At 70.5% G+C, this 25,877-nt stretch carries 22 protein-coding genes; 3 read left to right on the top strand and 19 right to left on the bottom strand.

Annotation, left to right across the window (positions count from 1 at the left end; translation table 11 throughout):
* Positions 1-100: 100 nt before the first annotated feature.
* From chvE to ABZU91_RS30720, 16 genes are all read right to left on the bottom strand, one after another.
* Positions 101-1,246: a multiple monosaccharide ABC transporter substrate-binding protein gene (gene chvE, locus ABZU91_RS30645; protein WP_355248090.1), complete on the bottom strand. Its 1,146-nt coding sequence runs from the start codon at positions 1,244-1,246 to the stop codon at positions 101-103.
* 217 nt (positions 1,247-1,463) lie between these two features.
* On the bottom strand, positions 1,464-2,453 hold the full coding sequence (locus ABZU91_RS30650) for a LacI family DNA-binding transcriptional regulator (protein ID WP_355248093.1): 990 nt from the start codon (positions 2,451-2,453) through the stop codon (positions 1,464-1,466).
* A 391-nt stretch (positions 2,454-2,844) separates the two neighbouring features.
* Positions 2,845-4,980: a family 43 glycosylhydrolase gene (locus tag ABZU91_RS30655; protein WP_355248096.1), complete on the bottom strand. Its 2,136-nt coding sequence runs from the start codon at positions 4,978-4,980 to the stop codon at positions 2,845-2,847.
* A 357-nt stretch (positions 4,981-5,337) separates the two neighbouring features.
* Positions 5,338-6,840, bottom strand: a complete 1,503-nt coding sequence (gene araA, locus ABZU91_RS30660; protein ID WP_355248098.1) for an L-arabinose isomerase — start codon at positions 6,838-6,840, stop codon at positions 5,338-5,340.
* Positions 6,841-6,866: 26 nt separating this feature from the next.
* Positions 6,867-7,859 carry a galactofuranose ABC transporter, permease protein YjfF gene (gene yjfF, locus ABZU91_RS30665; protein ID WP_355248101.1) on the bottom strand — a complete coding sequence of 331 codons (993 nt, stop codon included), beginning with the start codon at positions 7,857-7,859 and terminating at the stop codon, positions 6,867-6,869.
* A complete protein-coding gene (locus tag ABZU91_RS30670; protein ID WP_355248104.1) occupies positions 7,856-8,926 on the bottom strand; it encodes an ABC transporter permease in 1,071 nt (356 codons plus the stop codon). Before ABZU91_RS30670 ends, yjfF begins: the two co-directional genes overlap by 4 nt.
* Positions 8,923-10,464 (bottom strand): sugar ABC transporter ATP-binding protein, encoded by a 1,542-nt coding sequence (locus ABZU91_RS30675; protein WP_355248106.1) that lies wholly within the window; start codon positions 10,462-10,464, stop codon positions 8,923-8,925. Before ABZU91_RS30675 ends, ABZU91_RS30670 begins: the two co-directional genes overlap by 4 nt.
* 189 nt (positions 10,465-10,653) lie before the next feature.
* The gene (locus ABZU91_RS30680; protein WP_355248109.1) at positions 10,654-11,646 is read right to left on the bottom strand and encodes an ABC transporter substrate-binding protein; all 993 of its coding nucleotides are present in this window, start codon (positions 11,644-11,646) and stop codon (positions 10,654-10,656) included.
* Between the two features lie 120 nt (positions 11,647-11,766).
* Positions 11,767-12,459 carry an L-ribulose-5-phosphate 4-epimerase gene (locus ABZU91_RS30685; protein ID WP_355248112.1) on the bottom strand — a complete coding sequence of 231 codons (693 nt, stop codon included), beginning with the start codon at positions 12,457-12,459 and terminating at the stop codon, positions 11,767-11,769.
* Entirely contained in the window at positions 12,456-14,138 is a 1,683-nt protein-coding gene (araB, locus tag ABZU91_RS30690) for a ribulokinase (protein WP_355248115.1), read from the bottom strand. Before araB ends, ABZU91_RS30685 begins: the two co-directional genes overlap by 4 nt.
* Before the next feature lie 651 nt (positions 14,139-14,789).
* Entirely contained in the window at positions 14,790-15,578 is a 789-nt protein-coding gene (locus ABZU91_RS30695) for an ABC transporter permease (RefSeq protein ID WP_355248118.1), read from the bottom strand.
* The gene (locus tag ABZU91_RS30700; RefSeq protein WP_355248121.1) at positions 15,575-16,552 is read right to left on the bottom strand and encodes an ATP-binding cassette domain-containing protein; all 978 of its coding nucleotides are present in this window, start codon (positions 16,550-16,552) and stop codon (positions 15,575-15,577) included. Before ABZU91_RS30700 ends, ABZU91_RS30695 begins: the two co-directional genes overlap by 4 nt.
* Positions 16,553-16,585: 33 nt before the next feature.
* On the bottom strand, positions 16,586-17,428 hold the full coding sequence (locus ABZU91_RS30705; protein WP_355248124.1) for a DUF4097 family beta strand repeat-containing protein: 843 nt from the start codon (positions 17,426-17,428) through the stop codon (positions 16,586-16,588).
* A 56-nt stretch (positions 17,429-17,484) separates the two neighbouring features.
* Positions 17,485-18,012, bottom strand: coding sequence for a hypothetical protein (locus tag ABZU91_RS30710; protein ID WP_355248127.1), 528 nt, complete (start codon positions 18,010-18,012; stop codon positions 17,485-17,487).
* Between the two features lie 79 nt (positions 18,013-18,091).
* A complete protein-coding gene (locus ABZU91_RS30715; protein WP_355248130.1) occupies positions 18,092-19,291 on the bottom strand; it encodes an FUSC family protein in 1,200 nt (399 codons plus the stop codon).
* Between the two features lie 95 nt (positions 19,292-19,386).
* On the bottom strand, positions 19,387-20,355 hold the full coding sequence (locus ABZU91_RS30720) for an SDR family NAD(P)-dependent oxidoreductase (protein ID WP_355248132.1): 969 nt from the start codon (positions 20,353-20,355) through the stop codon (positions 19,387-19,389).
* Between the two features lie 83 nt (positions 20,356-20,438).
* Between ABZU91_RS30720 and ABZU91_RS30725 the strand changes: the two genes are divergently transcribed.
* Together ABZU91_RS30725 and ABZU91_RS30730 are read left to right on the top strand one after the other, a co-directional pair.
* Positions 20,439-21,365, top strand: a complete 927-nt coding sequence (locus ABZU91_RS30725) for an AraC family transcriptional regulator (protein WP_355248135.1) — start codon at positions 20,439-20,441, stop codon at positions 21,363-21,365.
* Positions 21,366-21,541: 176 nt separating this feature from the next.
* A complete protein-coding gene (locus tag ABZU91_RS30730) occupies positions 21,542-23,737 on the top strand; it encodes a hypothetical protein (RefSeq protein ID WP_355248137.1) in 2,196 nt (731 codons plus the stop codon).
* Between the two features lie 8 nt (positions 23,738-23,745).
* On the opposite strand, the gene ABZU91_RS30735 is transcribed toward ABZU91_RS30730, so the two are convergent.
* A complete protein-coding gene (locus tag ABZU91_RS30735; RefSeq protein ID WP_355248138.1) occupies positions 23,746-24,498 on the bottom strand; it encodes an NAD(P)H-binding protein in 753 nt (250 codons plus the stop codon).
* Between the two features lie 132 nt (positions 24,499-24,630).
* Between ABZU91_RS30735 and ABZU91_RS30740 the strand changes: the two genes are divergently transcribed.
* On the top strand, positions 24,631-25,281 hold the full coding sequence (locus ABZU91_RS30740; RefSeq protein WP_355248141.1) for a methyltransferase domain-containing protein: 651 nt from the start codon (positions 24,631-24,633) through the stop codon (positions 25,279-25,281).
* A gap of 7 nt (positions 25,282-25,288) precedes the next feature.
* On the opposite strand, the gene ABZU91_RS30745 is transcribed toward ABZU91_RS30740, so the two are convergent.
* Together ABZU91_RS30745 and ABZU91_RS30750 are read right to left on the bottom strand one after the other, a co-directional pair.
* A complete protein-coding gene (locus ABZU91_RS30745; protein WP_355248143.1) occupies positions 25,289-25,591 on the bottom strand; it encodes a hypothetical protein in 303 nt (100 codons plus the stop codon).
* 54 nt (positions 25,592-25,645) lie between these two features.
* Positions 25,646-25,819 (bottom strand): hypothetical protein, encoded by a 174-nt coding sequence (locus ABZU91_RS30750; protein ID WP_355248145.1) that lies wholly within the window; start codon positions 25,817-25,819, stop codon positions 25,646-25,648.
* Positions 25,820-25,877 lie beyond the last annotated feature (58 nt).

Consider the following 25,877-nt stretch of genomic DNA (forward strand, 5'->3'; position numbering starts at 1 on the left):
GGCCTCTACATCGGTCCGTACGCGGACCGGTCGGTGCGGGCGCTCGGGCTGGAACCGCCGCCCAGGCTCGGCGGTCGCCCGCCGAGCCCGACGAGGTGACCTACTTCTTGGCCTGACCGGCGGCGACCTCTTCCGCCGTCCAGTAGCCGGAGTCGATCAGCGTCGCCTTGATGTCGTCCTTGTAGACGGTCGCGATCGGCAGCAGGTAGGACGGGACGACCTTGACGCCGTTGTTGTACGTCTCGGTGTCGTTCGCCTGCGGCTGCTTGTCCTGCAGGAACGCCTCCGCCGCGTTGGCGGCCTGGTCGGCCAGCAGGCGGGTGTCCTTGAAGACGGTCGAGCTCTGCACGCCGTCGTTGATCAGCTTGATCGAGGCGATCTCGGCGTCCTGACCGGTCACGACCGGCATCTTCTTCTTGCCCGCACCGCCGTAGCCCGCGTTCTGCAGGGCGGTGATGATGCCCCGGGAGATGCCGTCGTACGGCGACAGGACCCCGTCGACGACCGAGCCGTCGTTGTAGCTGGACGTCAGCAGGTCCTCCATGCGCTTCTGCGCGGTCTCCTGCTGCCAGCGCAGGATGGCCACCTGCTCCTTGGTGGTCTGCTTCGACTTCACCTTCAGCGTGCCCGCCTCGATGAACGGCTTGAGGGTGTCCATCGCGCCGCCGAAGAAGTACTGCGTGTTGTTGTCGTCCAGCGAGCCGGCGAACAGCTCGACGTTGAACGGGCCCTTGGCCGTGCCCTTCGAGCCGTCCTTGTTCAGCAGGCCGAGACCGACCAGGAGCGCGGTGCCCTGCGCGACGCCGACCTTGTAGTTGTCGAAGCTGACGTAGAAGGCTACGTCCTTGCTGCCACGGATCAGCCGGTCGTACGAGATGACCGGGATCTTCGCGGCGGCGGCGGCCTGCAGCTGGCTGCTGAGCGCCGTACCGTCGATGGCGGCGATGACCAGGACGTCCGCGCCCTGGGTGATCATCTGGTCAACCTGCTGCGACTGGGTCGGGATGTCGTCGCCCGCGTACTGCAGGTCGACCTTGTAGCCCTTGGACTCCAGCTTCGACTTCACCGCGTTGCCGTCGGCGATCCAGCGCTCCGACGTCTGCGTCGGCATCGAGACGCCGATCGTCAGGTCCCCCGGCTTCTTGTCGCTGGTGTCGCCGCCGCTGCCGGCACCTCCACCACTGCACGCCGCCAGGCTCAGCGCCAGCGCCGCGCTACCGAGAGCAACCAGGAATTTCCTGCTCACGGGCTTCTCCTCTCCCGATTCCCCCCGCCGACCGCCGGGGCCACCTGTCATCTTTCGGGTAGTGTTAGCGCTCACATAGAGCACGTCAACACTTGATCCGAAATACCGGTGTCACGGTCTCGTAACGGAGACTTCTCCACCCACACGACCACGCGCAACCCTCGGGGACGGTTGATCGGGGGCCGCAGGTCACGAGGCATCGATGGTGTCCGTGGCGTCAGCCGCGCGGCGGGGCGACGCTGTCGCGCGCGACCAGAGTCGGGGCGATCGTCTGGCGCAGGGCGCCGCCACCGTTGCCGGACACGATCTGGGTCAGCAGCATCTGCAGGCTCGCCCGCGCGACGGCGTCGAAGTCCGGTCGCACGGTCGTCAGCGGCGGGATGAAGTACGCCGCCTCCGGCACGTCGTCGAACCCGACGACGCTGATCTCGGCGGGCACCTTCCGCCCGAACTCGTGCAGCGCCCGCAGCACGCCCAGGGCGAGGTGGTCGTTCGCCGTGAAGATCGCGGTCACCTCCGGCATCCGAGCGAGCATCTGCCCGCACCGGTAGCCCGAGGCCGCCGACCAGTCCCCGTGCATCAGGGGTGGTGGGACGATCCCCGCGGCCAGCAGCGCCTCCCGCCAGCCCTCGATACGACCGGCGCTGTCGAACCAGTCCGACGGCCCCGACACGTGCCAGACGGTGCGGTGCCCCGCGTCGAGGAGATGCTGCGTCACGGCCCGCGCGCCCGCCACCTGGTCGACAGTCACCAACGGCACCGGACGGTGGGGGTCGCCGTCGACCGTCACCAGTGGAACGTCCTTGGGCAGCCGCTCCAACGCCTCGCCGGCCGACTCGACCGGCGCGATGACCACGATGCCGGCGACCCGGTGCGCCAGATGCCGCTCGACAGCGGCCGAGATGGAACGGTGGTCCAGGTCCCGTACGCTGCCGACGCTGACCGCGAAGCCCTCCGCAGCGGCGGTCTGCTCCAGAGCGGCCAGCAGCGACGCCGGACCGTAGAGGGTGGTGTTCTGTGCGACCACGCCGATGACCTGGGACCGGCCGGTCACCAGGGCGCGCGCGGCACCATTCGGGCGGTAGCCGAGCTCGGCGATCGCCGCCCGCACCCGCAACCGGGTCTGCTCACGCACGTTGGGATGCCCGTTGAGCACCCTCGACACCGTCTGATGGGAGACACCGGCCAGACGAGCGACATCCGTCATCGCGGGACCGTGCACGGCCATTTCACTCCCCCCGCCTTCACCCGACCCGCGGCCCGTCGACGTCGACTGGAGCGGCCCGGCCCGATCCCCCTCGCTCAGCCACCACGCCGGTGCTGAATCGCAGGTGACCAGCGCTGGATCGCCGACAGTCTACGCCAGCCGCCCCCTCCAACACGGTACGGCGGAACGCGAACAACGCGGCGCGTGCCAGGTGGCGCCGGCGGTCTCTCCCGCCGTTCACGCGGACACCTCGACCGGCGACGGCCGCAACGAGCCGCCGCCCCGCTCCAAGCTCCTGGACAGAGCGTGGAACAGGGCGGCGGCGGGTCCGATCCGGCGGCGCTGGTGGTGCGGTCGCGACGCGGTCAGATAACTCGTCGTGTGACCGGCGTCACGGTGTGGTCAGGTCGAAGCGGCGGACGGTGACCGCGCCACCGAGCGCCTGGGTGGCGTGGTTGAAGATGGCGAACCGGTAGCCCATGAAGAACTGCCAGTTGTTCGCCAACGTCAGGGCGTTGCCGAACGACGTGAAGTTGACGCCGTCCGTGCTGTACGAGAAGCGTGCCTGTCGACCCGAGCCCGGTCTGATGTCGGCGTTGGCGCGCAACCAGATCCGGCCACCGGAGATGGCGGTGCTCGCCGCCTCGCTGCCGGTGCTGGTGGTGTTCCAGTTGCCGTCCATCGTGAGACCGTTCTGCATCACCAGACGGGTGGATCCGTTGTCCCGCTTGATGCCGATCCAGGCGGACGAGTTGCGCAGCACTGCCAGACCGGTGCGGTCACCGTCGCGCATCGTCGAGTAGTCCAGCTCGATGGTGGCGGTGGAGGTGGGGCCCTGGATGCGGTGTGTCAGCGTGTTGCGCGCCGCGTAGAGGTCACCGGTCACCGTGGCCGTCTGCAGGTTGAGCCCGTTGTTGACCGACCACCTGCTGTTGTCCGGGTTGTGGTTCCATTCCCACTGCGGGCCGAGCGTGGTGCCGGCGAACGTGTCGGTGCCCGTCAGCGGCTTCACCGCACGCGGCGGTGTGGGCAGGTTCGGCTTCGGGTAGGAGCTGCCCCACGCGCCGTTGACGGTCTGCAGCACCGGCCAGCCGTCGCTGGTCCAGGTGATCGGTGCCATGGCCGGCATCCGACCACCGGGGTACGCGTCGACGAACGACATGTAGTACCAGTCGCCGTTCTGGGTCTGCACGAGGCCACCCTGGTGCGGAACACCGCCGCCGGAGATCGGGCCGGGCAGGTTGAGCAGCACCTGACGCTGCTCGTACGGGCCGAACGGGCCGTTGGTCGACTTCAGCACGTACTGGCCGTTGGCCGGTCGGGTGAGCCAGATGTAGTAGGCCCCGTTGCGCTTGTAGAACCGCGCGCCCTCCAGGGTGCCGATGCTCGACGGGGTCTGGTACACCTGCTGGGCGCGTACCTGGGACTTCCCGTCGGCGGACAGCTGGGCGACGCTGATCGTGGTGTTGCCGTACGCCACGTACATGGTGTCGTTGTCGTCGATCAGCATGCCGGCGTCGTAGTAGCAGTTCGGGATGGTGGTGTGCTTGCTCCAGGTGCCGTCGACGGCGGACGCGGTGTAGATGTGCGTCTGCGAGAAGTCGATGCACCCGGCCCAGTAGTACGTGCGGTTGCTCGGCCGGTAGTTCAACGTCGAGGCCCAGATCCCGTCGACGTACGCGTTACCACCGCTCATGTCGTACTTCGAGCCGAACTCCAGGCGCGGTACGGAGTGCCCGGCGTACTCCCAGTTCACCAGGTCGTACGAGCGCAGCACCGGAGCGCCCGGCGAGTAGTGCATGGTGGAGGCCGACATGTAGTAGACGTCGTCCACCCGGATGATGTCGACGTCGGCGAAGTCCTGCCACACCACGGGGTTCGAGTACGTGCCGCTCGACGGGGGCGGTGTCGTCGGGGGTGGCGTGGTGGGGGGCGGCGTGGTGGGGTTGCCCCCGCCGTCGACGCGGACGAGCTGCCACTGCTGGTTGGTGCCGTTCCAGTCGTCGTACTGCACGATGTTGCCGCCGTCGGCGGTCGAGGCGCTCTGGACTTCCATGACCTTGTTGCTGTTGCGGTTGATCAGCCGGACGTAGCCGCCGTCCGAGTCGGCGAGCCGGAACTGCTGGTTGGTCCCGCTGTTGTCGGACCACTGCACGATCGCCCCACCATTGGCGGTCGAGCGGCCGGAAACGTCCAACACCTTGCCCGACAAGCGCGACTTGACCCGGTAGTAGCCACTGCCGGAGTCCACGAACTGCCACTGCTGCTGGTTGCCGTTGTTACGCGTCCACTGCGTGATCCGCGCACCGTCGTTCGTGGCCGAGTTGTACACGTCCAATGCCTTGCCACTGTTGCGGTTCACCAGGACGTACCACGCGCTGGTGTCGACCGTGGCCGCCGATGCGGGCGCCGCGGCCACCGCCGCCGCCGCGCCACCGACCACCAGCGCCGTCGCCGCGATGGCGACTCTCGACAGCCAACTGCGCCGGCGTGGCGCACCCCGGGGAACCCGACCGATGGAAAGCATGATCCTCCTCTGCTGACGCGAACCGTGCGGTCTGGGCCGTCGTCCGCGGCACCGGGCGGGGCACCGAACTGACCATGCCCGGCCATGTGATCGCTAACAGCACTTCCCGAGCGCCGCGGCAGCACGATGCCGAAGACGAGGGGTTAGGACGGACGCACGGCCGGACCAGGCAATGACATCGACCACCTTGGTTATAGACTGTGAGCGATAACATGCTCTTAGTCAAGGCGTAACACGATCGGCTCGCGGGCCTGCTAGGACGCGTGGCAGAGCCGGTGCGGAGGCACGAACGGGTGGTCCACCCCGGCCCGCAGGCAGGGGTGGACCACCCGTTTCACCGGACGCTTCGGCCGCCGCTCAGAAGCCGCGGGCCAACCGGTAGTAGGCCTGGTTCCACCGGATCTCGTCCGCGAAGCGGCGCGCATTGGTGTCGGCGTCGATGACGACGAGCTCGGTCCGGCTCATCTCCGCCAGGTCGTGCAGCTCCTCGGTGCCCACCGCCTGCGACAGCACGGTGTGGTGCGGCGCTCCGGCGGTGATCCAGGACTCGGCGGAGACCGGCAGGTCCGGTCGCGGCCGCCAGACGGCACGGGCCACCGGCAGTCGGCGTAGCGGCTGCGGCGGCGGCACGACGTCGATCTCGTTGGCCACGAGTCGGAACCGCTCCCCCATGTCGGCCAGCCCCAGCACCACCGCCGGACCGGGCGCGGCGTCGAACACGAGCCGTACCGGATCCTCCCGCCCACCGATGCTCAGCGGGTGGATCTCGACGTTGGGCACGTCGGACGCGATGGTCGGACAGACCTCGAGCATGTGGGCGCCGAGGACCAGCTCCTGGCCCGGGGTGAGGTCGTAGGTGTAGTCCTCCATGAACGAGGTACCGCCCTGGACACCCACGGACATCGCCTTGATGGTGTGCACCAGGACCGACGTCTTCCAGTCGCCCTCGCCGCCGAAGCCGTACCCGTCGGCCATCAGCCGTTGCACGGCGATGCCGGGGAGCTGACGCAGACCGCCGAGGTCCTCGAAGTTCGTGGTGAACGCCCGGAACCCACCGGCGTCCAGGAACGCGCGCATACCCAGCTCCAGGCGGGCGGCGTAGCGCAGCGAGTCGTGCCGCTCACCCCCGGGAAGCAGCTCGGCACCCACGCGGTAGCTGTCGCCGTACTCCTTGACCAGCTCGTCCACGTCGGCGTCGGCGACCTCGCCGACCACCTCGACCAGGTCGTTGACGCCGTAGGTGTTGACCGACACGCCGAAGCGCAGCTCCGCCTCGACCTTGTCACCCTCGGTCACCGCGACGTCGCGCATGTTGTCGCCGAAACGGGCCAGCCGCAGCGACCGCATCGCCGACCAACCGGTCGCCGCGCGGGCCCAGGCGCCGACCCGGGCGGTCACCCGCGGGTCGCTGACGTGCCCGGCGACCGTCTTGCGGGCCACACCGAGGCGGGTCTGGATGTACCCGAACTCACGGTCGCCGTGCGCGGCCTGGTTCAGGTTCATGAAGTCCATGTCGATGTCGTCCCACGGCAGCAGGACGTTCGCCTGGGTGTGCAGGTGCAGCAGCGGCGTCTGCAGAGCGTCCAGTCCGGCGATCCACATCTTCGCCGGCGAGAACGTGTGCATCCACGCGATGACCCCGATCGCGCCCTGGGCGGCGGCCTCCCGGCAGACCCGCAGGATCTCACCGCTGTTGGTCAGGACGGGCTTCCAGACCACCCGGGCGGGAATCTGCGGCGAGTCGTCGAGCGTGGCCGCGATCTGGCGGGACTGCTCGGCTACCTGCCGGAGCGTCTCCTCGCCGTACATGCCTTGGCTGCCGGTGAGGAACCAGATCTCGGGTTCGGGGTGTGGTGCCATGGGGTTGCCTTCCGCGAGAGGGGCGGTCACTTGTAACGGATTCCGATGAGTCGCTGCAGGAGGATGAACGCGAAGAGCAGGCCGCCGATCACGATCTTGGTCCACCAGGAGTTCAGGCTGCCGTCGAACGTGATGAGAGTCTGGATCACGCCCAGGACCAGCACGCCGAGCACCGTGCCGAAAATGTATCCGGCGCCGCCGGTGAGCACGGTGCCGCCGATGACGACGGCGGCGATGACGTCCAGTTCCATGCCGACGGCGATCAGCGGCGCGCCGGAGAGAGTGTAGAAGGACAGCAGGATGCCGCCGATCGCCGAGCAGAGCCCGCTGATCGTGTAGACGGCGATCCGGGTCCGCCCCAGCGGCAGGCCCATCAGCAGCGCCGACTGCGGATTGCCGCCGATCGCGTACACGTTGCGTCCCAGCCGGGTGTAGGCCAGCACGTACGCGGCGACGAGCACAACGGCGAAGGCGATCAGCACGCTGATCGAGACGAAGTTCCCCCGGGGATCACCGATCCGCTCCTGCGACATCCTGGTCCAGAAACCGTCCGTGATCGGGATGGACGAGTCCGAGATGAACGTGCACATGCCTCGGGCGAAGAACATCCCGGCGAGCGTGACGATGAACGGCTGGATCTCGAAGAAGTGGATGACGCAGCCCATCAACAGGCCGAGCGTCGGGCCGATGAGCAACGCGACGACGAGCACGAGCCCCGCCGGCAGACCCTTGTTCAACAGGTCCGCCGACACCATCGCCGTCATCGCGACGACGGACCCGACCGACAGGTCGATGCCACCGGTGAGGATCACGAAGGTCATGCCCACCGCGACGACGAGCAGGAAGCCGTTGTCGATGAAGACGTTGAAGATGACCTGCACGTTCGAGAACGCCGTGTACTGGGACACGCCGATGCCGTACATGACCAGCAGCAGGGCGAGCGTGGCCAGCACCGGCACCTGTCGCCGGGGCAGCCGGAACCGGGTGCGGCGGGGGGCGGTGAGCGATCCGGTGGTCATGCCGGCACCTGCTCCTTCGGCTTGTCGGCGACGGGGCGCGGCGGTGGGGTGCTCTTCCGGCGCCGGCTGAACCGGGCTCGGAAGGCCGGCGCCTGGATGAGGCAGACGGCGATGACGACCACCGCTTTGAACAGCAGCGACGTCTGCGGCGAGATGTTCATCGCGTACACCGTGGTGGTCAGTGTCTGGATGATCAGCGCGCCGAGGATGGTGCCGCTGAGGTAGAACCGGCCGCCGGCGAGGGACGTACCGCCGATGACGACCGCGAGGATGGCGTCCAGCTCGACCCAGAGGCCGACGGCGTTGCCGTCGGCGCTCGACACGTTGGCCGTCATCATGAACCCGGCGATCGCCGCGCAGGCGGCGCTGAGGACGTACACGAGGAAGATGACACGGTTGGAGCGGATGCCCGCCAGCCGGCTCGCCTCGGCGTTGCCGCCCACCGACTCGACGATCATGCCGAGGGCGGTGCGACGGGTGAACGCGGCGACGAGCAGGGCGGCGGCGAGCGCGATGAAGATGGCCAGCGGCAGGGTGAGCAGGTGACCCAACCCGATGGCCCGGAACGGCCCCGAGTTGATGGTGATGATCTGACCCTGCGTGATGAGCTGGGCGAGGCCACGACCGGCCACCATCAGGATCAGGGTGGCGATGATCGGCTGGATACCGATCACGGCCACCAGCACCCCGTTCCAGGCGCCGAGCACCAGCGAGAGCCCGAACGCCATCGCGAGCGCGGTCAGCACCACGCCGAGGCTGTTCTGGTCGGGCTGCTTGCTGATGTACATGCAGGCGACCGCGCCGCTGATGGCGCAGAGGGAGCCGACCGACAGGTCGATGCCTCCGGTCGAGATCACCAGCGTCATGCCCAGCGCCACCAGGATCAGTGGCGCGCTCAGCCGCAGGATGTCGATCGGCGTGCCGTACAGGTGCCCGTCCTTGAGCTCGATGGACAGGAACCCGGGGCGGTAGATCGTGTTCGCCGCGAGCATGACGACCAGCACGGCGACGGGCCAGAACAGCCGGTGACCGATCATCGTTCGGTACCGGCTCGTGGTGTCGTTCATCGGTCCGCCTCCTCCCGCTGGGATCCACTCGCGATCGTCTGCATGATGCGCTCCGCGTCGAGACCCTCGTTGTTGGCGAGCTGCGCGACCATCTGCCGGTCCCGCATGACGGCCACCTTGTGGCTGAGGCGCAACACCTCCTCCAACTCGGCCGAGATGAACAGCACCGCCATCCCGCCGTCGGAGAGTTGCGCCACGAGCCGCTGGATCTCCGTCTTCGCGCCGATGTCGATGCCCCGGGTCGGCTCGTCCAGGATCAGCAGCCGGGGCTCGGTGATCAGCCACCGGGCGAGGAGGACCTTCTGCTGGTTGCCGCCGGAGAGGTTGCGTACCGGCACCTCCGGGTCCGCCGGACGGATGTTGAGCGCCTTGACGTACTTGTCGACCAGTTCGTCCTGGCGGCGGCGCGGTATCGGCCGCAGCCAGCCACGGGCGGCCTGCATGGCGAGGATGATGTTCTCGCGGACCGACAGGTCCGGGACGATGCCCTCGGCGCGGCGGTTCTCCGAACAGAAGCCGACGCCCTGGTCGATGGCCTGCGCGGGGGTACGCAGACTGCCGGCCGTGCCGTCGATCGCGACCTGCCCGCCGTCGGCCCGGTCGGCCCCGAAGAACAACCGTGCCACCTCGGTACGCCCCGAGCCGAGCAGGCCCGCGAGGCCCACCACCTCACCGGGGTGGATGGTCAGACTGAACGGCTCGACAGCGCCGGCCCGGCCGAGGTTCGACACCGCCACCAGGGGGGTGCCCTCCTCGAGCGCGGCCAGGTCGCGTCGCGAGTGCTCCTCGATCCCCTCCAGGACGTCGAGCTCCTTGCCGATCATCTTCTCGACGAGGCCGAGTTGGGGCAGCTCGGAGGTCAGGTACTCGCCGACGAGCCCGCCGTTGCGCAGCACCGTGATGCGGTCCGCGATCTCGTAGACCTGGTCGAGGAAGTGCGTCACGAACAGGATCGCGATGCCCTCGTCGCGCAGTTGCCGCATGATGCGGAACAGCTGCGCGACCTCACCCGCGTCGAGGCTGGACGTCGGCTCGTCCAGGATCAGCACCCGGGCCTGGATGTCGATGGCGCGGGCGATCGCGACCATCTGCTGGATCGCCAGCGAGTACGAGCCCAGCGGCGCGCTGACGTCGAGGTCGAGGTCGAGACGGGACAGCAGCGCGCGGGCGCGGCGGCGGACCTCGCCCCAGCGCACGGCGCCGAGCAGGCGCGGCTCACGGCCGATGAAGATGTTCTCCGCCACCGAGAGGTTGGTGCAGAGATTGACCTCCTGGTAGACGGTGCTCACCCCGGCGGCCGTCGCCTGCATCGGTCCACTGAAGGACACCGGCTCGTCGCCGAGGGTGATCGTGCCCTCGTCGGTGTCGTAGACACCGGTCAGCACCTTGATGAGGGTCGACTTCCCGGCGCCGTTCTCGCCCATCAGGGCGTGCACCTCGCCGGGGAAGAGTCGGAAGTTGACGTCGTGGAGTGCACGCACCCCGGGGAAGGACTTGCTGATCCCGGTCATCGTCAGGACCGGACGGCTATCCGTCATCCCATCAGACCTCTTCTGGGGGTTGTCGACGCGGATGGGCCGTTGCGCTCCCACCGCGCTCGCCCGGCCCCTGCACTGGGGCTCGGGCGGGCGTGGCGCGGGTCGTCGCGGATCATGCCCGGTCCGTTCGGGTTTACGGGGCGACACGGCGGGGCCGCCACGCGAGCGCGGCGACCCCCCTCGCGTCGATCAGTACTTGCGGGTGGGCAGCGCCTCCTTGGCCTGCGCCTGCGTGAAGGTGGTCTCCTCGGTCTCGATCCGAGGCGGCACCGTCTCGCCCGCCTTGACCTTCTTGGCCAGGTCCATCAGCTGTGGGCCGAGCAGCGGGCTGCACTCCGCGATGAAGTTGAACTTCCCGTCGGCGAGAGCCTGCATACCGTCCTTGACGGCGTCGACCGTGATGATGGTGATGTCCTTGCCGGGCACCTTGCCGGCCGCGGTGATGGCCTCGAGAGCGCCCAGACCCATGTCGTCGTTGTGCGCGAACAGCACGTCGATCTTCGGGTTGGCCTTGAGGAACTGCTCCATGACCTGCTTGCCGCCCGCCCGGGTGAAGTCACCCGGCTGAGAGGCGATGATCTTCAGGTTCGGGTTGGCGGCGATCGCCTCGCCGAAGCCCTTCTTGCGGTCGTTGGCCGGTGCCGCACCGGTGTTGCCCTGCAGCTCGACGATGTTGACCGGGCCCGTCGCGCCCTTCTTCTGCTCGACCAGCCACTCGCCCGCGAGCTTGCCCTCCTTGACGAAGTCCGAGCCGAGGAAGGTCTTGTAGAGGCTCTTGTCGGCCGAGTCGACCGAGCGGTCGGTCAGGATGACCGGGATGCCGGCGTCCTTGGCCTCCTTGAGCACGGTGTCCCAGCCGGACTCCACAACCGGCGAGAAGGCGATGACGTCCACCTTCTGCTGGATGTAGTTGCGGATGGCCTTGATCTGGTTCTCCTGCTTCTGCTGCGCGTCGTCGAACTTCAGCTCGACGCCCGCCGCCGCAGCGGATTCCTTGATCGAGGTGGTGTTCGCCGTACGCCACCCGCTCTCGGCACCGACCTGGGAGAAGCCCATCGTGATCTTGCCGTCGTCCTTGGACCCGCCGCCGCCGGTGTCGCTGTTGCCGCAGGCCGCCACGCCGCCGATGAGCAGCACACTGGCGAGGACCGCGATAGCGCGCTGCGTTCGCATCTTTCTCATCAGATCTCCTTGGCTGGGTGTGGTGGGGACCGCGTCAGCCGCCGACGAGCAGAGGTGGCGTACGCGGGTGGTGCGTGCTGGTGCGTCGGTGGAGCAGACCGGCGGGCCGTGTGGAGACGGTCAGGAGCCCGCCGGTGCGACTGGTTGTTGGCCGTAGACGTTCTGGTAACGGTGGTAGAGAGCGTCGATGTCGGCCTGCGCGATGGGCACGGGCTGCCCGAGGGTGCGCGCCAGGTACGAGGTACGGGCCACGTCCTCGCACATGACCGCCGCCTTGACCGCCGCCCGGGCGTCCCGGCCGATGGTGAAGACGCCGTGGTTGCGCATGAGCACGGCGGGCGAGCGGTGCCCGGCGAGCGTGGCGACGATGCCCTTGCCGATGTCGTCGCCGCCGATCAGCGCGAACGGGCCCAGCGGGATCTCCCCGCCGAACTCGTCGGCCTGCGCGGTGAGGTGACAGGGGATCGCCTCACCGCAGGCGGCCCAGGCGCTCGCGTACGAGCTGTGGGTGTGCACCACGCCGCCGACCTCCGGCATGGCGCGGTAGACGTAGGCGTGGGCGGCCGTGTCGCTGGACGGCGTCAGGTCTCCCTCGACCAGGATCCCGTCGAGGTCGCAGACCACCATCGTGTCGGCCGTGAGGTCGTCGTAGCCCACACCGCTCGGCTTGATGACCATGAGGTCCTGGCCGGGCACCCGCGCGGAGACGTTGCCGGACGTCCAGGCCACCAGGTTGTACCGGGTCAGCTCGCTGTGCAGGCGGGCAACCGTCTCGCGCAGCTCACCGATCTGCCGGTTCAGCTCTGCGTTCATGCGACGACCTCCAGCGGGGCCTCGTGCGTGGCCACGGCGGCCTCTACCGCCGCGTTGCGGATCGCCCGGAGGCGGAGCATCACGTCGTTGCCGCCGCGACCGAAGTGGTCGTGCAGCGCCCGGTACTCGGCGTACAGCGCGTCGTAGGCGCGCGCCCGCTCGGGGTCCGGCGTGTAGACCGCCTCGTGCACCCGCCCCATCGCCTGGGACGCCTCGTGGATCGACGGGTACGCCCCGGCGGCGACGGCGGCGTGGATCGCCGAGCCGAGCGCCGGCCCCTGCGCGGACGCGATGATGTTCAGCGGCCGCTTGGTCACGTCGGCGTAGATCTGCATCAGGAGCTTGTTGTTGGTGAGACCGCCAGCGATCACCAGGTCGTTGACCGGCACGCCGGCCTCGACGAACGCGTCGATGATCATCCTGGTGCCGTACGCCGTGGCCTCCAGCAGCGCGCGGTAGATGTCCTGCGGGCGGGTGGCCAGGGTCATCCCGACGACCATCCCGCTGAGGTCGTGGTTGACCAGCAACGAGCGGTTGCCGTTCCACCAGTCCAGCGCGACCAGGCCGTGCGCGCCGACCGGCTGGCTGGCGGCCAGCTCGGTGAGGCGTTCGTGCGAGGCGAGCCCGGCGGGAGCGCCGTGCTCGACGAACCAGCCGAAGATGTCGCCGACACCGCTCTGGCCGGCCTCGTAGCCCCACGCCCCGGGGCTGATGCCGCCGTCGACCACGCCGCACATGCCGGCGACCTCGGCCGGGTGCTCGCCGTTGACCACGTGACAGGTGGACGTGCCCATGATGGCCACGAGCCGACCCGGCCGCACGGCCTGCGCGGAGGCCGCGGTGACGTGCGCGTCGACGTTGCCGACCGCTACCGCGATCCCCTCCGGCAGTCCGGTCCAGGCGGAGGCGCGGGCGGTGAGCGTGCCGGCGCGGGCACCGAGTGGCAGCAGCGGGCCGTCGAGCTTGGCCACGAAGTCGCCGAAGTCGGGGTTGAGCGTGGTCAGGAAACTCTCGGACGGATACTGCCCGTCCTGCAGGATGCCCTTGTAGCCGGCGGTGCAGACGTTGCGGGTCTCGGTGCCGCTGAGCTGCCAGACGATCCAGTCGGCGGCCTCGATGAACCGCTCGGCCCGGTGGTAGATCTCCGGGTCCTCCTCCAGGATCTGCAGACCCTTGGCGTACTGCCACTCAGCGGAGATCTTGCCGCCGTAACGGCCGATCCACGGCTCCGCCCGCTCGTGGGCCAGCGCGTTGATCCGGTCGGCGTGCGGCTGCGCGGCGTGGTGCTTCCACAGCTTGACCCACGAGTGCGGCCGGTCGCGCAGCTCGGGATCCTCGCAGAGCGGGGTGCCGTCGGCGCGCGTCGGTAGGACGGTGCAGGCGGTGAAGTCGATGCCGATGCCCACCACGGCGGCGGGGTCCACTCCCGCGGCGGAGACCGCCGCGGGAACGGCGTAGCGCAGCACGTCGCGGTAGTCGTCCGGATTTTGCAGCGCCCAGTCCGGGGGCAGTGGTCTACCTCCGGGCAACGTCTCGCTGATGACCCCGTCGCCGTATTCGTGCACCGCGGTCCCGAGTTCGGCACCGTCACGAACCCGGACCACGAGGGCCCGCCCGGAGAGAGTGCCGAAGTCGACACCCACGACGTAGCTTTCGGCAGCTCCGCCCACACGCTCCATGTTCACCTCCACCGTTAACGGGGATAGTGTTAACGCTCACATCCAGCCTCGTCAAGACATCTACCTGCAACAGCTCCGTAACGGAACGCGGAGGCCGCACTGACTCGGGCGCGTCGATAGCGGACCGCCGCAGAGGACGCGACCCGACCCGAGCGTCGAGCCGTCCCGACTTCCCGCTGCGCGGCGCCCCCGGCGCCGCCGGGGCGCGGCGACGATCACACCCGCCGCCGGAGGACGCGACGGCGCGGCCCGGACGGGGCAGGTGGCGTGACGACGGCGTCATCCTCGCGTGGCTGCGACAGCGTCACCCCACGACCACGATCGGCCCGCCGATGGAATGTCAGCGATAACATCGACAGCGCCGATGCTCGCGCATGATCAGACCTGTCAACCGGACTGTCGCCACGTCCGAGCCCATGACCCGCGCTCCAGTGCTCGGCACTCGACGCCGGCCGCCGACCGCCGACCGCCGACCGCCGACCGCCGACCGCCGACCGCCGACCGCCATCGAATGTTATCGATAACATTCGACGTTCCGCCGTGCGCGAACCGCGCGGAGCGTGGTGATCGACTCCAGGTCGACGATGTGGCGAGCCAGGCCCGGGCACGCCGATGGCCCGGCCCACCTGGGCCGGGCCGTCGGATGTCGGGTCAGACCGTCCGGCTGCGGTTGTAGAGCGCCCTGGCCCACCAGAAGCAGGCCACCGTGATGACGGCGCACCAGGCGACCGCGAGGAGCCCGTTGGCACCGATCCCCGTGCCGAGCAGCAGGCCGCGGAGCGTCTCCATGACCGGGGTGAAGGGCTGGTAGTCGGCGAACAGGCGCACCGGGGTCGGCATCGAGTCGGTAGGGACGAAACCGCTGCCGAGGAACGGCAGCAGCACCAGCGGCATGGGCAGGTTGCTGGCCGCCTCGACGCTCTTGGTGACCAGGCCGAGAGCCACCGACAGCCAGGTGACGGCGAAGGTGACCATGACCAGCACGCCGATCGCGGCGAGCCATTCGACGGCGTTGGCGGTGGGACGGAACCCGACCAGCAGCGCCGCGCCGGTGACGCCCGCCAGGCCGAGCATCGTCTGGAACATGCTGCCCAGGACATGGCCGGTGAGGACCGACGGTCGGAAGATCGGCATGGTACGGAAGCGGGCGATGATGCCCTCGGCCATGTCCATGGCGACCGAGATCGCGGTGCCCTGCGCCGCGCTGGCCACCGTGATGAGCAGGATGCCGGGGGTGACGTAGTTGGCGTAGTCGGCCCGACCGCCGGCAGGCCCGAGGCCGGCGCCGAGTGTGCCGCCGAAGACGTAGACGAAGAGCAGCAGCAGGATGACCGGGATGCCGACGAGCATCAGGGTCAGCGAGGGGTAGCGGCGCATGTGCAGCAGGTTGCGCCGCAACATGGTGTTGGAGTCGCGCAGGGCGAGGGTGAGGGTGCTCATCGCGCTGAAGCCCTTTCGTGGCCGAGCCGCCCGGCTCGGGTGTCGGGTTGGCCGGTGAGGGCGAGGAAGACGTCGTCGAGGTCGGGGGTGTGCACGGCGAGGCCGGCCACGGTGATGGAGTCCCGGTCGAGGTCGTCGAGGAGGGACCGCAGCGAGCCCACTTCACCGTCGCTCGGCACCTGGAGGGTCAGCGCGGCGTCGTCCCGGGTGGCGGCGGTGAACGTACGGGCCGCCGAGTCGAGCCCCTCCTGGTCGGCGAAGCGCAGGACGACGTGACCGCCCGGGATGAGCCGCTTCAGCTCGTGCGGGGTGCCCTCGGCGATCAGTCGGCCGTGGTCGAGGAAGGCGACGCGGTCGGCGAGCTGATCGGCCTCCTCCAGGTACTGGGTCGTCAGCAGGATGGTGACGCCCTCGGCGACGAGCGCCTTGATGATGTGCCACATGGCGCGGCGGCTGCGCGGGTCGAGCCCTGTCGTCGGCTCGTCGAGGAAGATGACGCGGGGATTGCCGACCAGCGTCATCGCGAGGTCGAGTCGACGGCGCATGCCGCCGGAGTACGTCGCGGCCGGCTTGTCCGCCGCTCCGCCCAGGTCGAACTGGTCGAGCAGGTCGGCGATCCGTCGGCGACCCGCCGCCCGGTCCAGGTGACACAGGTCGGTCATGAGGTGCAGGTTCTCCCGGCCGGTGAGCAGGTTGTCCACGGCGGAGAACTGGCCGGTGACACCGATCGACTCGCGTACGGCGTCGGCGTCGCGGGTCACGTCGTGCCCGAGGACGCGGGCGAGGCCGCCGTCCGCCGGCAGGAGGGTGGAGAGGATCTGCACGGTGGTGGTCTTGCCGGCGCCGTTGGGGCCGAGCAGCGCGAAGATCGTGCCCTCGGTGATCATGAGGTCGATGCCGTCGAGCACGACCTTGTCGCCGTAGGACTTGCGTAGGTCGGTGGTGACGATCGCGGGCTTCCTGCTGCCGTTCATGGTCTCCTCGCTTGCGGTGGGGGTCGGGGCGGATCAGGCGCGGCGGATCGTGATGTCGCCGTACGAGGTGTTGGCACGGATCTCGACCGTCTCGTCGGTCTCGGCCGGACCGTCGGTCGTCTCGAGGGCGTTGTGTACACGGCCGTGTCGGGAGCTGACGTCGAGCCAGGCGGCGGTGCCGCGCCGGACCCCGACCTCGATCGCCCCGTACGAGGTCTGCGACTCGATCGCCCCGCGTACGACCTGGCCCAACCGCACGTTGCCGTACGCGGTCCGTGCTACCACCGAGGCCGTCGACGCGTCGACGGTGATGTCGCCGTACGCGGTGTTGATCCGGACGTCACCGCCGCTGCTGCCGATCCAGCAGTCACCGGACGAGTTCTTGATCTCGACATTGCCGTCGACCGCGCCGAGGCGCACCTTGCCGGACGATGCCTTCACCCGGGCGGAACCGGTGACGCGCTCCACCGCGACCTCGCCGTGACTGCTGTCGATCTCCAGCGAGCCGGCCTCCTCCAGGCGGATGGTGCTCCCGGTCTTGATGCGGCACTCGCCGAGCCGTCCCTCGCCGCGGAAGACCGCCCACGCCGCCTCGGCATGCAGCCGGCTGCCGCTCGGCACCTCGATCAACACGTCGACGGACGGTCCGGAGCCGAAGCCGTACCGACGCCAGCTCTTCGGCACCCTGATGCGCAGCTGCCCGGCGGCGAACTCGACTGTGGTCTGCTCCGCCGCGCTCACGTCGGACTTGCTCGACGGGTCGCGGGGCCGTACCCGTACCACGGTGTCGGTGCGGTCGGTCGCGGCGATCCAGGCGTCCCCGATGGGCAGCTCGACCTGGACGGAGATCGGTTCTGGTGTGTCGAAAACAGGCATGGTGGTCTCCCGGGAGGGTGTCAGCGAAGGCGGAAGGAGGTGCGGACAGGCGCGGTTCAGCGCGCCCAGCCGGTGACGTGCTGGCCGGACCTCGGGGGTTCCGGCCGGCGTGGCGGCTGGCGGTCGGGGCCGCCGGCCCCGACGGCACTGGCGACGGCGCGCACCAGCCAGGCGTTGACGGACAGCCCGGCGCGGCTCGCGGCCTCGTCGACGCCCGCCTTGAGGTGGTCGGGAAGGCGGAGGTTGATCCGGGACGTGCCGCCCTCGTCACCCTCGGGCGGCACCAGCGGCGCCGGGGCCGCCGGCGGTTCACCGGCCTGGCCCGGCCCGTCCGTGGGCGGGGTGGCGGGTGCCACCACGAAGTCGGGCTCGCGTCCGCGCAGCCGGACGTGCACCGATCCGGGGGCGAGATCACGGGTGATCTCGTCGGCGGCGTCGGAGAGCGCTTCGAGCAGCGTGAGGTGAGTCGCCGCTTCGAGTTGGGTGAAGAGCCGTTCGGCCAGCACCCGACCCTCCGGGTCCACGCCCTCGGCGGCCACGGCGAACTCGTTGCGCAGATTCTCGACGTACGGCCTCAAGTCCATGGCACCATCATGGCACCACTTTGGCTCACGATGCAACAGGTATGGCTCACTCTGCTGCCATGACGAACGTCGTCGCAGTTCACCGCCGGTGCGCCGCCCCTCCGAAGGCGCGGCGGACCAGGCGGTTGGCGACCTCCTGGCTCAGCCCGGTGGCCACCAGCAGGTCACTTGTCGTCGTCCGCACCTGCGCCACCACGACGGCACCGGAGAAACCGACCCCCTCGCGGTAGGCGTCACCGGCGGCGCAGACCGCCGCGAGAGCACGCTCCCGCGCCTGAACGGGTTCCTGACCGGCGGCGAACTGCCGCTTGAGCAGGCGTACCGCCTCGGCAAGGTCGGCGACGGCCGTGGGCATCCGTTCCGGGACGGACTCACCGTCCTCGATGAGTGTCACCACCCGACGGATGAGCGTTCCCGTGTTGCGCATCGCCCGGTCGATCGGCTCCGCCGTGTGCGCGTACCGGGCCACCGGCCCCTGCCGCTCGTGCCAGTGCACGGGCGAGAGGGTGCTGGCCTCCCGGGCACCCTGCGTCGCCTCGACGAGGGCCCCCAGCTCGTCCTTGTTGTCGCGCAACTTCGCCCGGGCCGTCAGCGCGCGGGCGATGTCACGGTCGGCCAACGCGCCGGCGGTGGCCTCGAGCTGGTCGCTGAGCAGGTCCAGCGCCGGCCGGGCGGCCCGGTTGAGCACCCGCAGCGGGCTCAACGGCAACAGGACGGCGGTGACCAGCAGCGCCATCGTGCCCCCGACGAGGGCGTCCACGAAGCGGGGAATCTCCAGGTCCCGCACGGACGGACTCAACGTGGCGATGAGCACGGCCGTGGCCCCGGCCTGGATCACCACCGCCGCGCTGCCGGCGAGGAACAACGCGACCAGGATCGCCAGCACGACCATCAGCGCGAGCTGCCACCACCCGGTGCCGATCACCCCGAGCAGCAGGTCACCGACCAGCACCCCCACGGTGACACCGATGATCAGTTCGATGGTGCGACGCAGGCGTTGACCGACCGACGCCGCGAGGGTGGAGACCGCGGAGATCGGCGCGAACACCGGCTGCGTGACGTGCAGCACCTGGTGCGCCACCAGCCAGGACAGCGCCGCGGCAAGGCCGGCCTGCAGGGCCAGACCGCCGATGCCTCGAACCCGCCGCCCCCGGGCCCGCAGCGTCTCCGACAGCCGGCCCCACAGGCGGGCGCCGGTCGACGTCGGGCCGGACTGCGCTCCCGCGCCAGCGCGTGCCGGCGCGTCCCCCTCCGTACCGGGTCGACCGGCAGCGACCATGGCGGGCGGCTACCCCGCCGTACCCCGATCAATCCTGGCCGCCGGGCACGACCACGCGGGTCCGTGCCGGGCCGGCGTCCGACGGCGGGTCGCGCTCAGCGCGCGGCGAGCGTCTTCTCGGCGTACGCCCAGAGCTGGTCCGCCGCCACCGGGTCGACCGCGTGGTCGGCGACCCCGTCGGTGGCGTCGGGTCCACCGGGAACCACAGCCATCTCCTGGTTGTCGACGAAGTACCGGCCGCCGATGCCGTCGAGCAGGGGTGACGCGGCGAGCAGGACCGTGGTCGACGCGCCCTGGGCGGGCGTCTTGTAGTAGTCCGGAACCACGAGGTCGCCCGCCTCGTCCATCGCGCCGAGCGCGCGCATCGTGTCGTCGTCGAGGTGGCGCTGGAGATTGGTGTGGATGTACCCGGGGTTCAGGGCGTTCGCGGTGATCCCGTCCGCCGACCACCGCCGGCTGATACCCACCGCCAGCAGGACGTCCGCCGTCTTCGACTGCCCGTACGCCGACCACGGGTCGTACGGCCGCCGCTCGAACTGGGGATCCTCGACGTCGAACGGGGCGCCCAGGTGCGCTCCGGAGCTGACCACCACGACCCGCGCCGCGCCGGCCGCCCGCAGGTTGTCGTGCAGTCCGACGGCCAGCGCGAAGTGGCCCAGATAGTTGGTCGCGAGCTGGAGCTCCCAGCCCTGCGCGGAGAGCTGGCGGGTCGGGAGCGCCATGATGCCGGCGTTGGCGACCAGCGCGTCGAGCGGACCGTCCCAGGCGGCGACGAACGCGTCGACCGACGCCAGGTCGGCGAGGTCGAGCACGGCCGACCGGACGCCGCCCCGGGTGGCGTCGCCGGCGAATCCCTCGACGAGCCCGGTCGCCCGGGCCGGGTCGCGGACCGCGACGGTGATCTCCGCGCCGGCGTTGGCCAGGGCGCGGACCGTTTCGACCCCGATGCCGGAGGTGCCACCGGTGACGATCATTCGACGCCCGGTCAGGTCCACGCCATCGAGGATCTCGGCGGCGGTGGTGCGGGCGGTGAAGGGAGTGGTGAGGCGTGCGTGCGCTGTCATGTCCACCACGCTATGTTCGTCGTACTGGACTGCCTATAGTCTGGAGTCCTTGATACTTTCGCCAGCGTCCAGGACAGGGCGGGATGGATCCTCTCGAAGACGTGCTGGCGCTGCTCGGCGCCACCGCGCACGTGTCCGCAGGCCTCGTCGCCGGCGGGCGCTGGGCGGTGCGGTTCGAGCCGCCCGCCGGCCCCAAGTTCAACGCCATCCGACGCGGCCGCTGCTTCCTCCAGGTCGAGGGCGAGCCGGAGCCGATCGGCCTCGCCGAAGGCGACTGCTACCTGTTGACCCGGCCGGTGGCGTACACGCTCTTCAGCGACTCCGACGCGCCGGTCCAGCCGGCGTACCCGATCTTCGCGGCCGCCGCCGACGGCGTGGCGCACGCCGGTGAGGGCGACGACATGTTCCTCATCGGCGGCGCGTTCTCGCTTGGCGAAAGGGGGCGCAGCCTCCTGCTCGACAGCCTTCCGCCGGTCATCCACGTACCCGCCGACGCCCCCGGGGCCGGCACCATCCGGTGGGCCCTCGACGAGATCGACACCGAGCTGCGGCGGCCTCAGCTCGGGTCGCGGCTCGTCGCCGAACACCTGGCGCTCGTGCTGCTGATCCAGGTCCTGCGGGTGCACCTCGCCCGCGACCCGCAGCACACGTCCGGCTGGCTCGCCGGGCTCGCCGACCCGGTGGTCGCCCCCGCGCTGCGGGCGATGCACGCGCGACCCGCACAGCCCTGGACGGTGGACGCGATCGCCCGCGCCGCCGCCGTCTCCCGGTCGACGCTCGCCGCCCGCTTCCGCAGGGTCGTCGGCGTGGGTCCGCTGGAATACCTCACCGGATGGCGGATCGAACTCGCGGCCGACCGCATCCGTCACGGCTCCGACTCCGTCGCCGCCATCGCCCGGGCCGTCGGATACGGCTCGGAGAGCGCCCTCAGCGTGGCCTTCAAACGGGTCACCGGCGTGTCGCCACGCGCGTATCGCCGCCAGGTGGCCGGGGGCGCCGCGAGCGGGTAGGCGACGCCGCAGCGCCGGCGACCGCCGGGGCTGCGGCGTCACCCCGGGCGATTGGGCGCGTCCCGGCGGGGTAGACCCCGGTCCGCCACAGACCGGTGGTGGGCCACCCGCGGCCGGATCGCCGGCCCCGGGCGGACGAGGTGTCTCGGGGGGCGATGGCGGATGGATCAGCGCGGGTGAGCGGGCCCGAGACCGCCTCGGACGTCGTGGAGCTGCGGGTGCACGGTGTCTCCGGCGCGAGCACCGAGCAGGTGCTCGGCCTGGCGCGCACGGTGCAGGTCGCCGGCGACCGCATGGGCGGCTTCGTCCGGGTCCGGCCCCGCTGGGCGACGCCCGAGGCGCGGGGTGTGACGCTGGAGGCGTACCGCTGGGGTGATCTGCCCTCCGGGACCGTGGCCCGGACCCTGGCGCTGGTTCTGCTGCTGCCATTCCTGCTGGTCAACGTGGCGATCTGGATGCGCCCGGCGAACCCCCGCTCGGAGAGCGTGGTCAAGTCCCTGTGCCGCCTGCTGGCGCTGACGCTCACGGTGCTCTACGTGCTCGCCATCGCCGGCGTGGCCCTCGACCTGCTCGCCTGGCACTGCCTGAACTCGCCCCGCTGTCTGGCCGGTCGCAGCTGGCTGTCCTGGTTCAGCGGGCAGCCGGTCGGGCGGCGGCTGGCGGTGTTCGCGCTGGTCCCGGTCGTCGCGATCGGCCTGGTCTGGCGGCTCAGCAACCGGCCTGGACGGTCGTTCGAGGCGTTCCGCGCGCCCGACGAGGAGGTTTCCGGGCATCGGCTCAGCACGGTCGGTACGTGGGACGCCGAACCGCTGGTCGGACGGCTACGGTCCGTGCACGTCGCCGCGGCGTTCGGGACGCTGTGCCTCGTCCTGCTCGCCGCCCGCGCCGCGAAGGGCGGCTCGGTCGTCACGGTCGTGTTGGCGGTGGTCACCGGCGTGGTCCTGGTGGCCTGCGTGGCGCTGCTCTGTACGCCCGCGCTGATGGACCGGTCCCCCACCGATCGGCGGCTGGACGCGGTCACCACCGCCCTGCGGACGACCGCGATGATCCTGACCGTCGTGGTCGCGGTCCACCTGGTGACAAGCCCTGCGAACTGGCGCGAGGACGGCGCGCTGCCCGGCTTCGACAGGACGCTCACCTGGCTGTTCGCCGTCCAGACGGCGCTGCTCGTCGCCCTCGCCGTGGCCCTGCTCTGGCGGCGCAGAGGCAGCCCTCTGTTCGGGTTGGGAGCGCTGGTCATCACGGCCGCGGCGATCAGCGCGGCGGTGGGGTACTCCGCCGAACTGGTCTACCGGGTGGCGGACTACCTCGACCGCGACCTGCCGACCGGGGAGGGAATAGCCACCGGACCACCCCGGGCGTTCACCTGGGCGATCTTCGGCTTCCTCCGTACGGCGGTGGTCACGGTCCTCGTCACCGGCCTGGTCGTCGTGATCTCCCGACCCGGTCGCCGCCGTCGCGCGACGGCGATCGTGGCCCGCGACTATCCGCACGCCCCGCCGGAGGCCGGGCCGCGACTGCGCCAGGTGCGCGACGCGCTGGCCCGGGCCAGCTTCACCGAACGCCTCGTGCTGCTGGGTGTGATCTTCGGCTGCCTGTCCGGCGTCGGTGCCGCCACCACCAGCCTCGGCCTGCTGGGGCTGTTTCCGGGCGACGTCGTCGAGCGGTACACACGGTTACCCGCCGAGGCGATCACCTTCAGCATCGCGTTCACGAGCTGGGTGAAAGCGGTGGCCCTCCTCGGCCTGATCCTCGGAGGGATCTTCGCCTACCGCACGGAAGGGTTCCGGCGGCACGTCGGCGTCATCTGGGACCTCGGGACCTTCTGGCCCCGGGCCGCCCACCCGTTCGCGCCGCCCTGCTACGCCGAACGGGCGGTGCCGGAGCTGACGCGACGCATCACCTACCTGGTCGAACGTGGCAACGCCGTACTGCTGTCCGGGCACAGCCACGGGTCGGTTCTGCTCGCCGCGGCGGTCCTTGAGCTGCCACCTCGGATCAGCAGCCGGGTCGCGCTGCTCACGTACGGGTCCCCACTGCGCCGCCTCTACGCTCGGCTGTTCCCCGCGTACATCGACGACGCGGTGCTGCACGAGATCGGCAGGAGGGTCGGCTGGCGGTGGGTCAACCTCTGGCGGGACACCGACCCGATCGGCGGGCGCGTCTTCGCCGACCGGGGGCCAGCGGGGTCCGACGGTGACCCGGCCACGGCGGTGGACCGCCGCGAGGTCGACCCCAGCGCGGTGGTCACCCCGCCGGGCGACAGCGTTCCCCCACCCATACAGGGGCACTGGCCGTCCGAGTCCGACGAGCGGTACATCGACGCGGTACGGGAGTTGGCGCGGCGCCTGCGGAACGCGCCGCCCCGGTGACGCCACGGCTAGCGTGCCGGCTGGGAGGCACGCCAGTCGTCCAGGCGTGTGCCGGGGATGCGTGCGCCGTCGGCGGGGACGAGAGAGCGCTCCTTGAGGGTGGCGCCGAAGTACCTCGCGCCGGGGTCGGTCACCACCGAACGGGAGTCGTGGCGGGCGGCGAGGAACGACCGACCCAACTCGTCGAGGCGGAACTGCTCCGGGCCGGCGATCTCGACGGTGCCGTCCACCGGTGCGCCGAGCGCGACCGCTGTCACCTCGGACGCGACGTCGTCCGCTGCCATGGGTTGGATGAGCACCGGCGCCAGCCGTGCCGTGTCGCCGTCCGTGGCGGCGTCGACGATGCCCTGGACGAACTCGAAGAACTGGGTCGCCTGAACGACCGAGTACGGCAGACCGGATGCGGCCACCAGTCTCTCCTGTGCGACCTTGGCCCGCATGTACCCGCCCTCCGGGAGCCGGTCGGAGCCCACGATCGAGAGCACCACGTAGTGCCGCACGCCGGCGGTCACGGCGGCGGCGAGGAGGTTCCGCGTCGAGGTCTCGAAGAACTCCCGTACGGCGGTGTCCTCGAATGACGGGGAGTTCGAGGTGTCCACGACGACAGCGGCGCCGTCGAGCGCCCGGGCCACCCCCTCGCCGGTCAGCGTGTTCACGCCGGTCCTCGGCGACGCCGCCACCGCCTCGTGGCCCTGCCCACCGAGGTTCTGGACGACCTTGGAGCCGATGAGGCCACTCCCGCCGATGACGACGATCTTCATGAGCGGACACTTCCCGTCTGGGGCGACGCGCACAATCGCAGGACAAAACCAGCCTACGGAGCACGCCACACCGGCGCGGTTGACATCGCCGCTCATGATTGTGGTCGTTGCCCGCGAATCCCGGAGGTCGACGTGGCCGCTGTGTCCCACCCGGTGTTCGCCCGGGTCTACGAACGGCTCAGCGTCGCCATGGACCGTGCCGGCACCGCCGAGTTCCGCCACGACCTGGCCGCCGACCTGACCGGCCGGGTGATCGAGGTCGGCGCCGGCAACGGGCGCATGTTCGCCCACTACCCTCCGGCCGTGACCGAGGTCGTCGCGGTCGAGCCGGAACGCCGCCTGCGTACCGCCGCCGTCCGGGCGGCGACGGCCGCACCGGTGCCGATCACGGTCGTCGACGGCCTGGCCGAGACGTTGCCCGCCGCTGACGGCGAGTTCGACGCGGCCGTGGTCGCGCTGGTGCTGTGCACGGTGCCCGACCAGGCGGCAGCACTCGCCGAGATCCACCGCGTGCTGCGCCCCGGCGGGCAACTGCGCTTCTTCGAGCACGTCGCGGCCGAGGAGCACAGCCGCCTGCGTCGGGTCCAGCGGCTCTCCGACGCCACGCTCTGGCCGAAACTGTTCGCCGGCTGCCACACCGGCCGCGACACCACGGCCGCCATCGAGGCAGCCGGGTTCGTCGTCGAGGAGCTGCGACGTTTCCAGTTCCCGGCCGGCAGCTCAAGCCCTTCCTCGCCGTGCGTCGTGGGCCGGGCGACCCGACGGGAACAGCAGGCGGGCTGAGCGCCGCTCACCGGGGCGGCAGGCTCGCCAGCCAGTCGTTGACAGCCGCGGGGTGCGTGAACAGCAGCACCGGCGGCCCGTCCGGATCGGCCTGCCAGGCCCGCATCCGCCGCCGCGCCCGGCCGAACGCGGCGACGTGCCAGAGCAGGATCGAGTCGCGGGACAGCACGCTGCCGAGGGACTCGCGGTTGCCGTTGCAGATCACCTCGCCCGTGCCCAGGCGACGCAGCGTACGACGCAGCAGACGCCCGAACGAGCGCCACCGCGGGTAGTCCAGGGCCACCACCAGGTCGGCGCGCGCCAGCGGCACGTCCCGCCACCCGCGGTACGCGCCGTCGAGGATCCAGCTGTCCCGGCGGCAGATCTACTCGATCCGGCTGCGCTGCTGGGCCACCGGCACCTCGACCCACCCCGGCAGCCACAGTAGGTCGTCCACCGGATACCACGGCACACCGAGGCGCTGCGCCAGCCGCGCGGCGAGGGTGGACTTGCCCGCGCCGTACACCCCGTAGACCAGGATGCGACGCGGTGCGGTCATCGCGGCAGCGTACGCCGCCGGCGCCTACGTAGTCGGGCCGGCCAACCTACGTAGTGAC

The organism is Micromonospora sp. NPDC005174 (assembly GCF_040608495.1).
In the GTDB taxonomy this organism is placed as follows: domain Bacteria; phylum Actinomycetota; class Actinomycetes; order Mycobacteriales; family Micromonosporaceae; genus Micromonospora.

Coding starts and splice junctions, on each gene's coding strand:
- ABZU91_RS30720 (WP_355248132.1), bottom strand. CDS start 20,355: ATGACAGCGCACGCACGCCTCACCACTCCCTTCACCGCCCGCACCACC.
- ABZU91_RS30685 (WP_355248112.1), bottom strand. CDS start 12,459: ATGAACGCAGAGCTGAACCGGCAGATCGGTGAGCTGCGCGAGACGGTT.
- araB (WP_355248115.1), bottom strand. CDS start 14,138: ATGGAGCGTGTGGGCGGAGCTGCCGAAAGCTACGTCGTGGGTGTCGAC.
- ABZU91_RS30710 (WP_355248127.1), bottom strand. CDS start 18,012: ATGGACTTGAGGCCGTACGTCGAGAATCTGCGCAACGAGTTCGCCGTG.
- ABZU91_RS30750 (WP_355248145.1), bottom strand. CDS start 25,819: ATGACCGCACCGCGTCGCATCCTGGTCTACGGGGTGTACGGCGCGGGC.
- yjfF (WP_355248101.1), bottom strand. CDS start 7,859: ATGACCACCGGATCGCTCACCGCCCCCCGCCGCACCCGGTTCCGGCTG.
- ABZU91_RS30735 (WP_355248138.1), bottom strand. CDS start 24,498: ATGAAGATCGTCGTCATCGGCGGGAGTGGCCTCATCGGCTCCAAGGTC.
- araA (WP_355248098.1), bottom strand. CDS start 6,840: ATGGCACCACACCCCGAACCCGAGATCTGGTTCCTCACCGGCAGCCAA.
- ABZU91_RS30670 (WP_355248104.1), bottom strand. CDS start 8,926: ATGAACGACACCACGAGCCGGTACCGAACGATGATCGGTCACCGGCTG.
- ABZU91_RS30680 (WP_355248109.1), bottom strand. CDS start 11,646: ATGAGAAAGATGCGAACGCAGCGCGCTATCGCGGTCCTCGCCAGTGTG.
- ABZU91_RS30705 (WP_355248124.1), bottom strand. CDS start 17,428: ATGCCTGTTTTCGACACACCAGAACCGATCTCCGTCCAGGTCGAGCTG.
- ABZU91_RS30695 (WP_355248118.1), bottom strand. CDS start 15,578: ATGAGCACCCTCACCCTCGCCCTGCGCGACTCCAACACCATGTTGCGG.
- ABZU91_RS30725 (WP_355248135.1), top strand. CDS start 20,439: ATGGATCCTCTCGAAGACGTGCTGGCGCTGCTCGGCGCCACCGCGCAC.
- ABZU91_RS30655 (WP_355248096.1), bottom strand. CDS start 4,980: ATGCTTTCCATCGGTCGGGTTCCCCGGGGTGCGCCACGCCGGCGCAGT.
- ABZU91_RS30650 (WP_355248093.1), bottom strand. CDS start 2,453: ATGACGGATGTCGCTCGTCTGGCCGGTGTCTCCCATCAGACGGTGTCG.
- ABZU91_RS30675 (WP_355248106.1), bottom strand. CDS start 10,464: ATGACGGATAGCCGTCCGGTCCTGACGATGACCGGGATCAGCAAGTCC.
- ABZU91_RS30700 (WP_355248121.1), bottom strand. CDS start 16,552: ATGAACGGCAGCAGGAAGCCCGCGATCGTCACCACCGACCTACGCAAG.
- ABZU91_RS30715 (WP_355248130.1), bottom strand. CDS start 19,291: ATGGTCGCTGCCGGTCGACCCGGTACGGAGGGGGACGCGCCGGCACGC.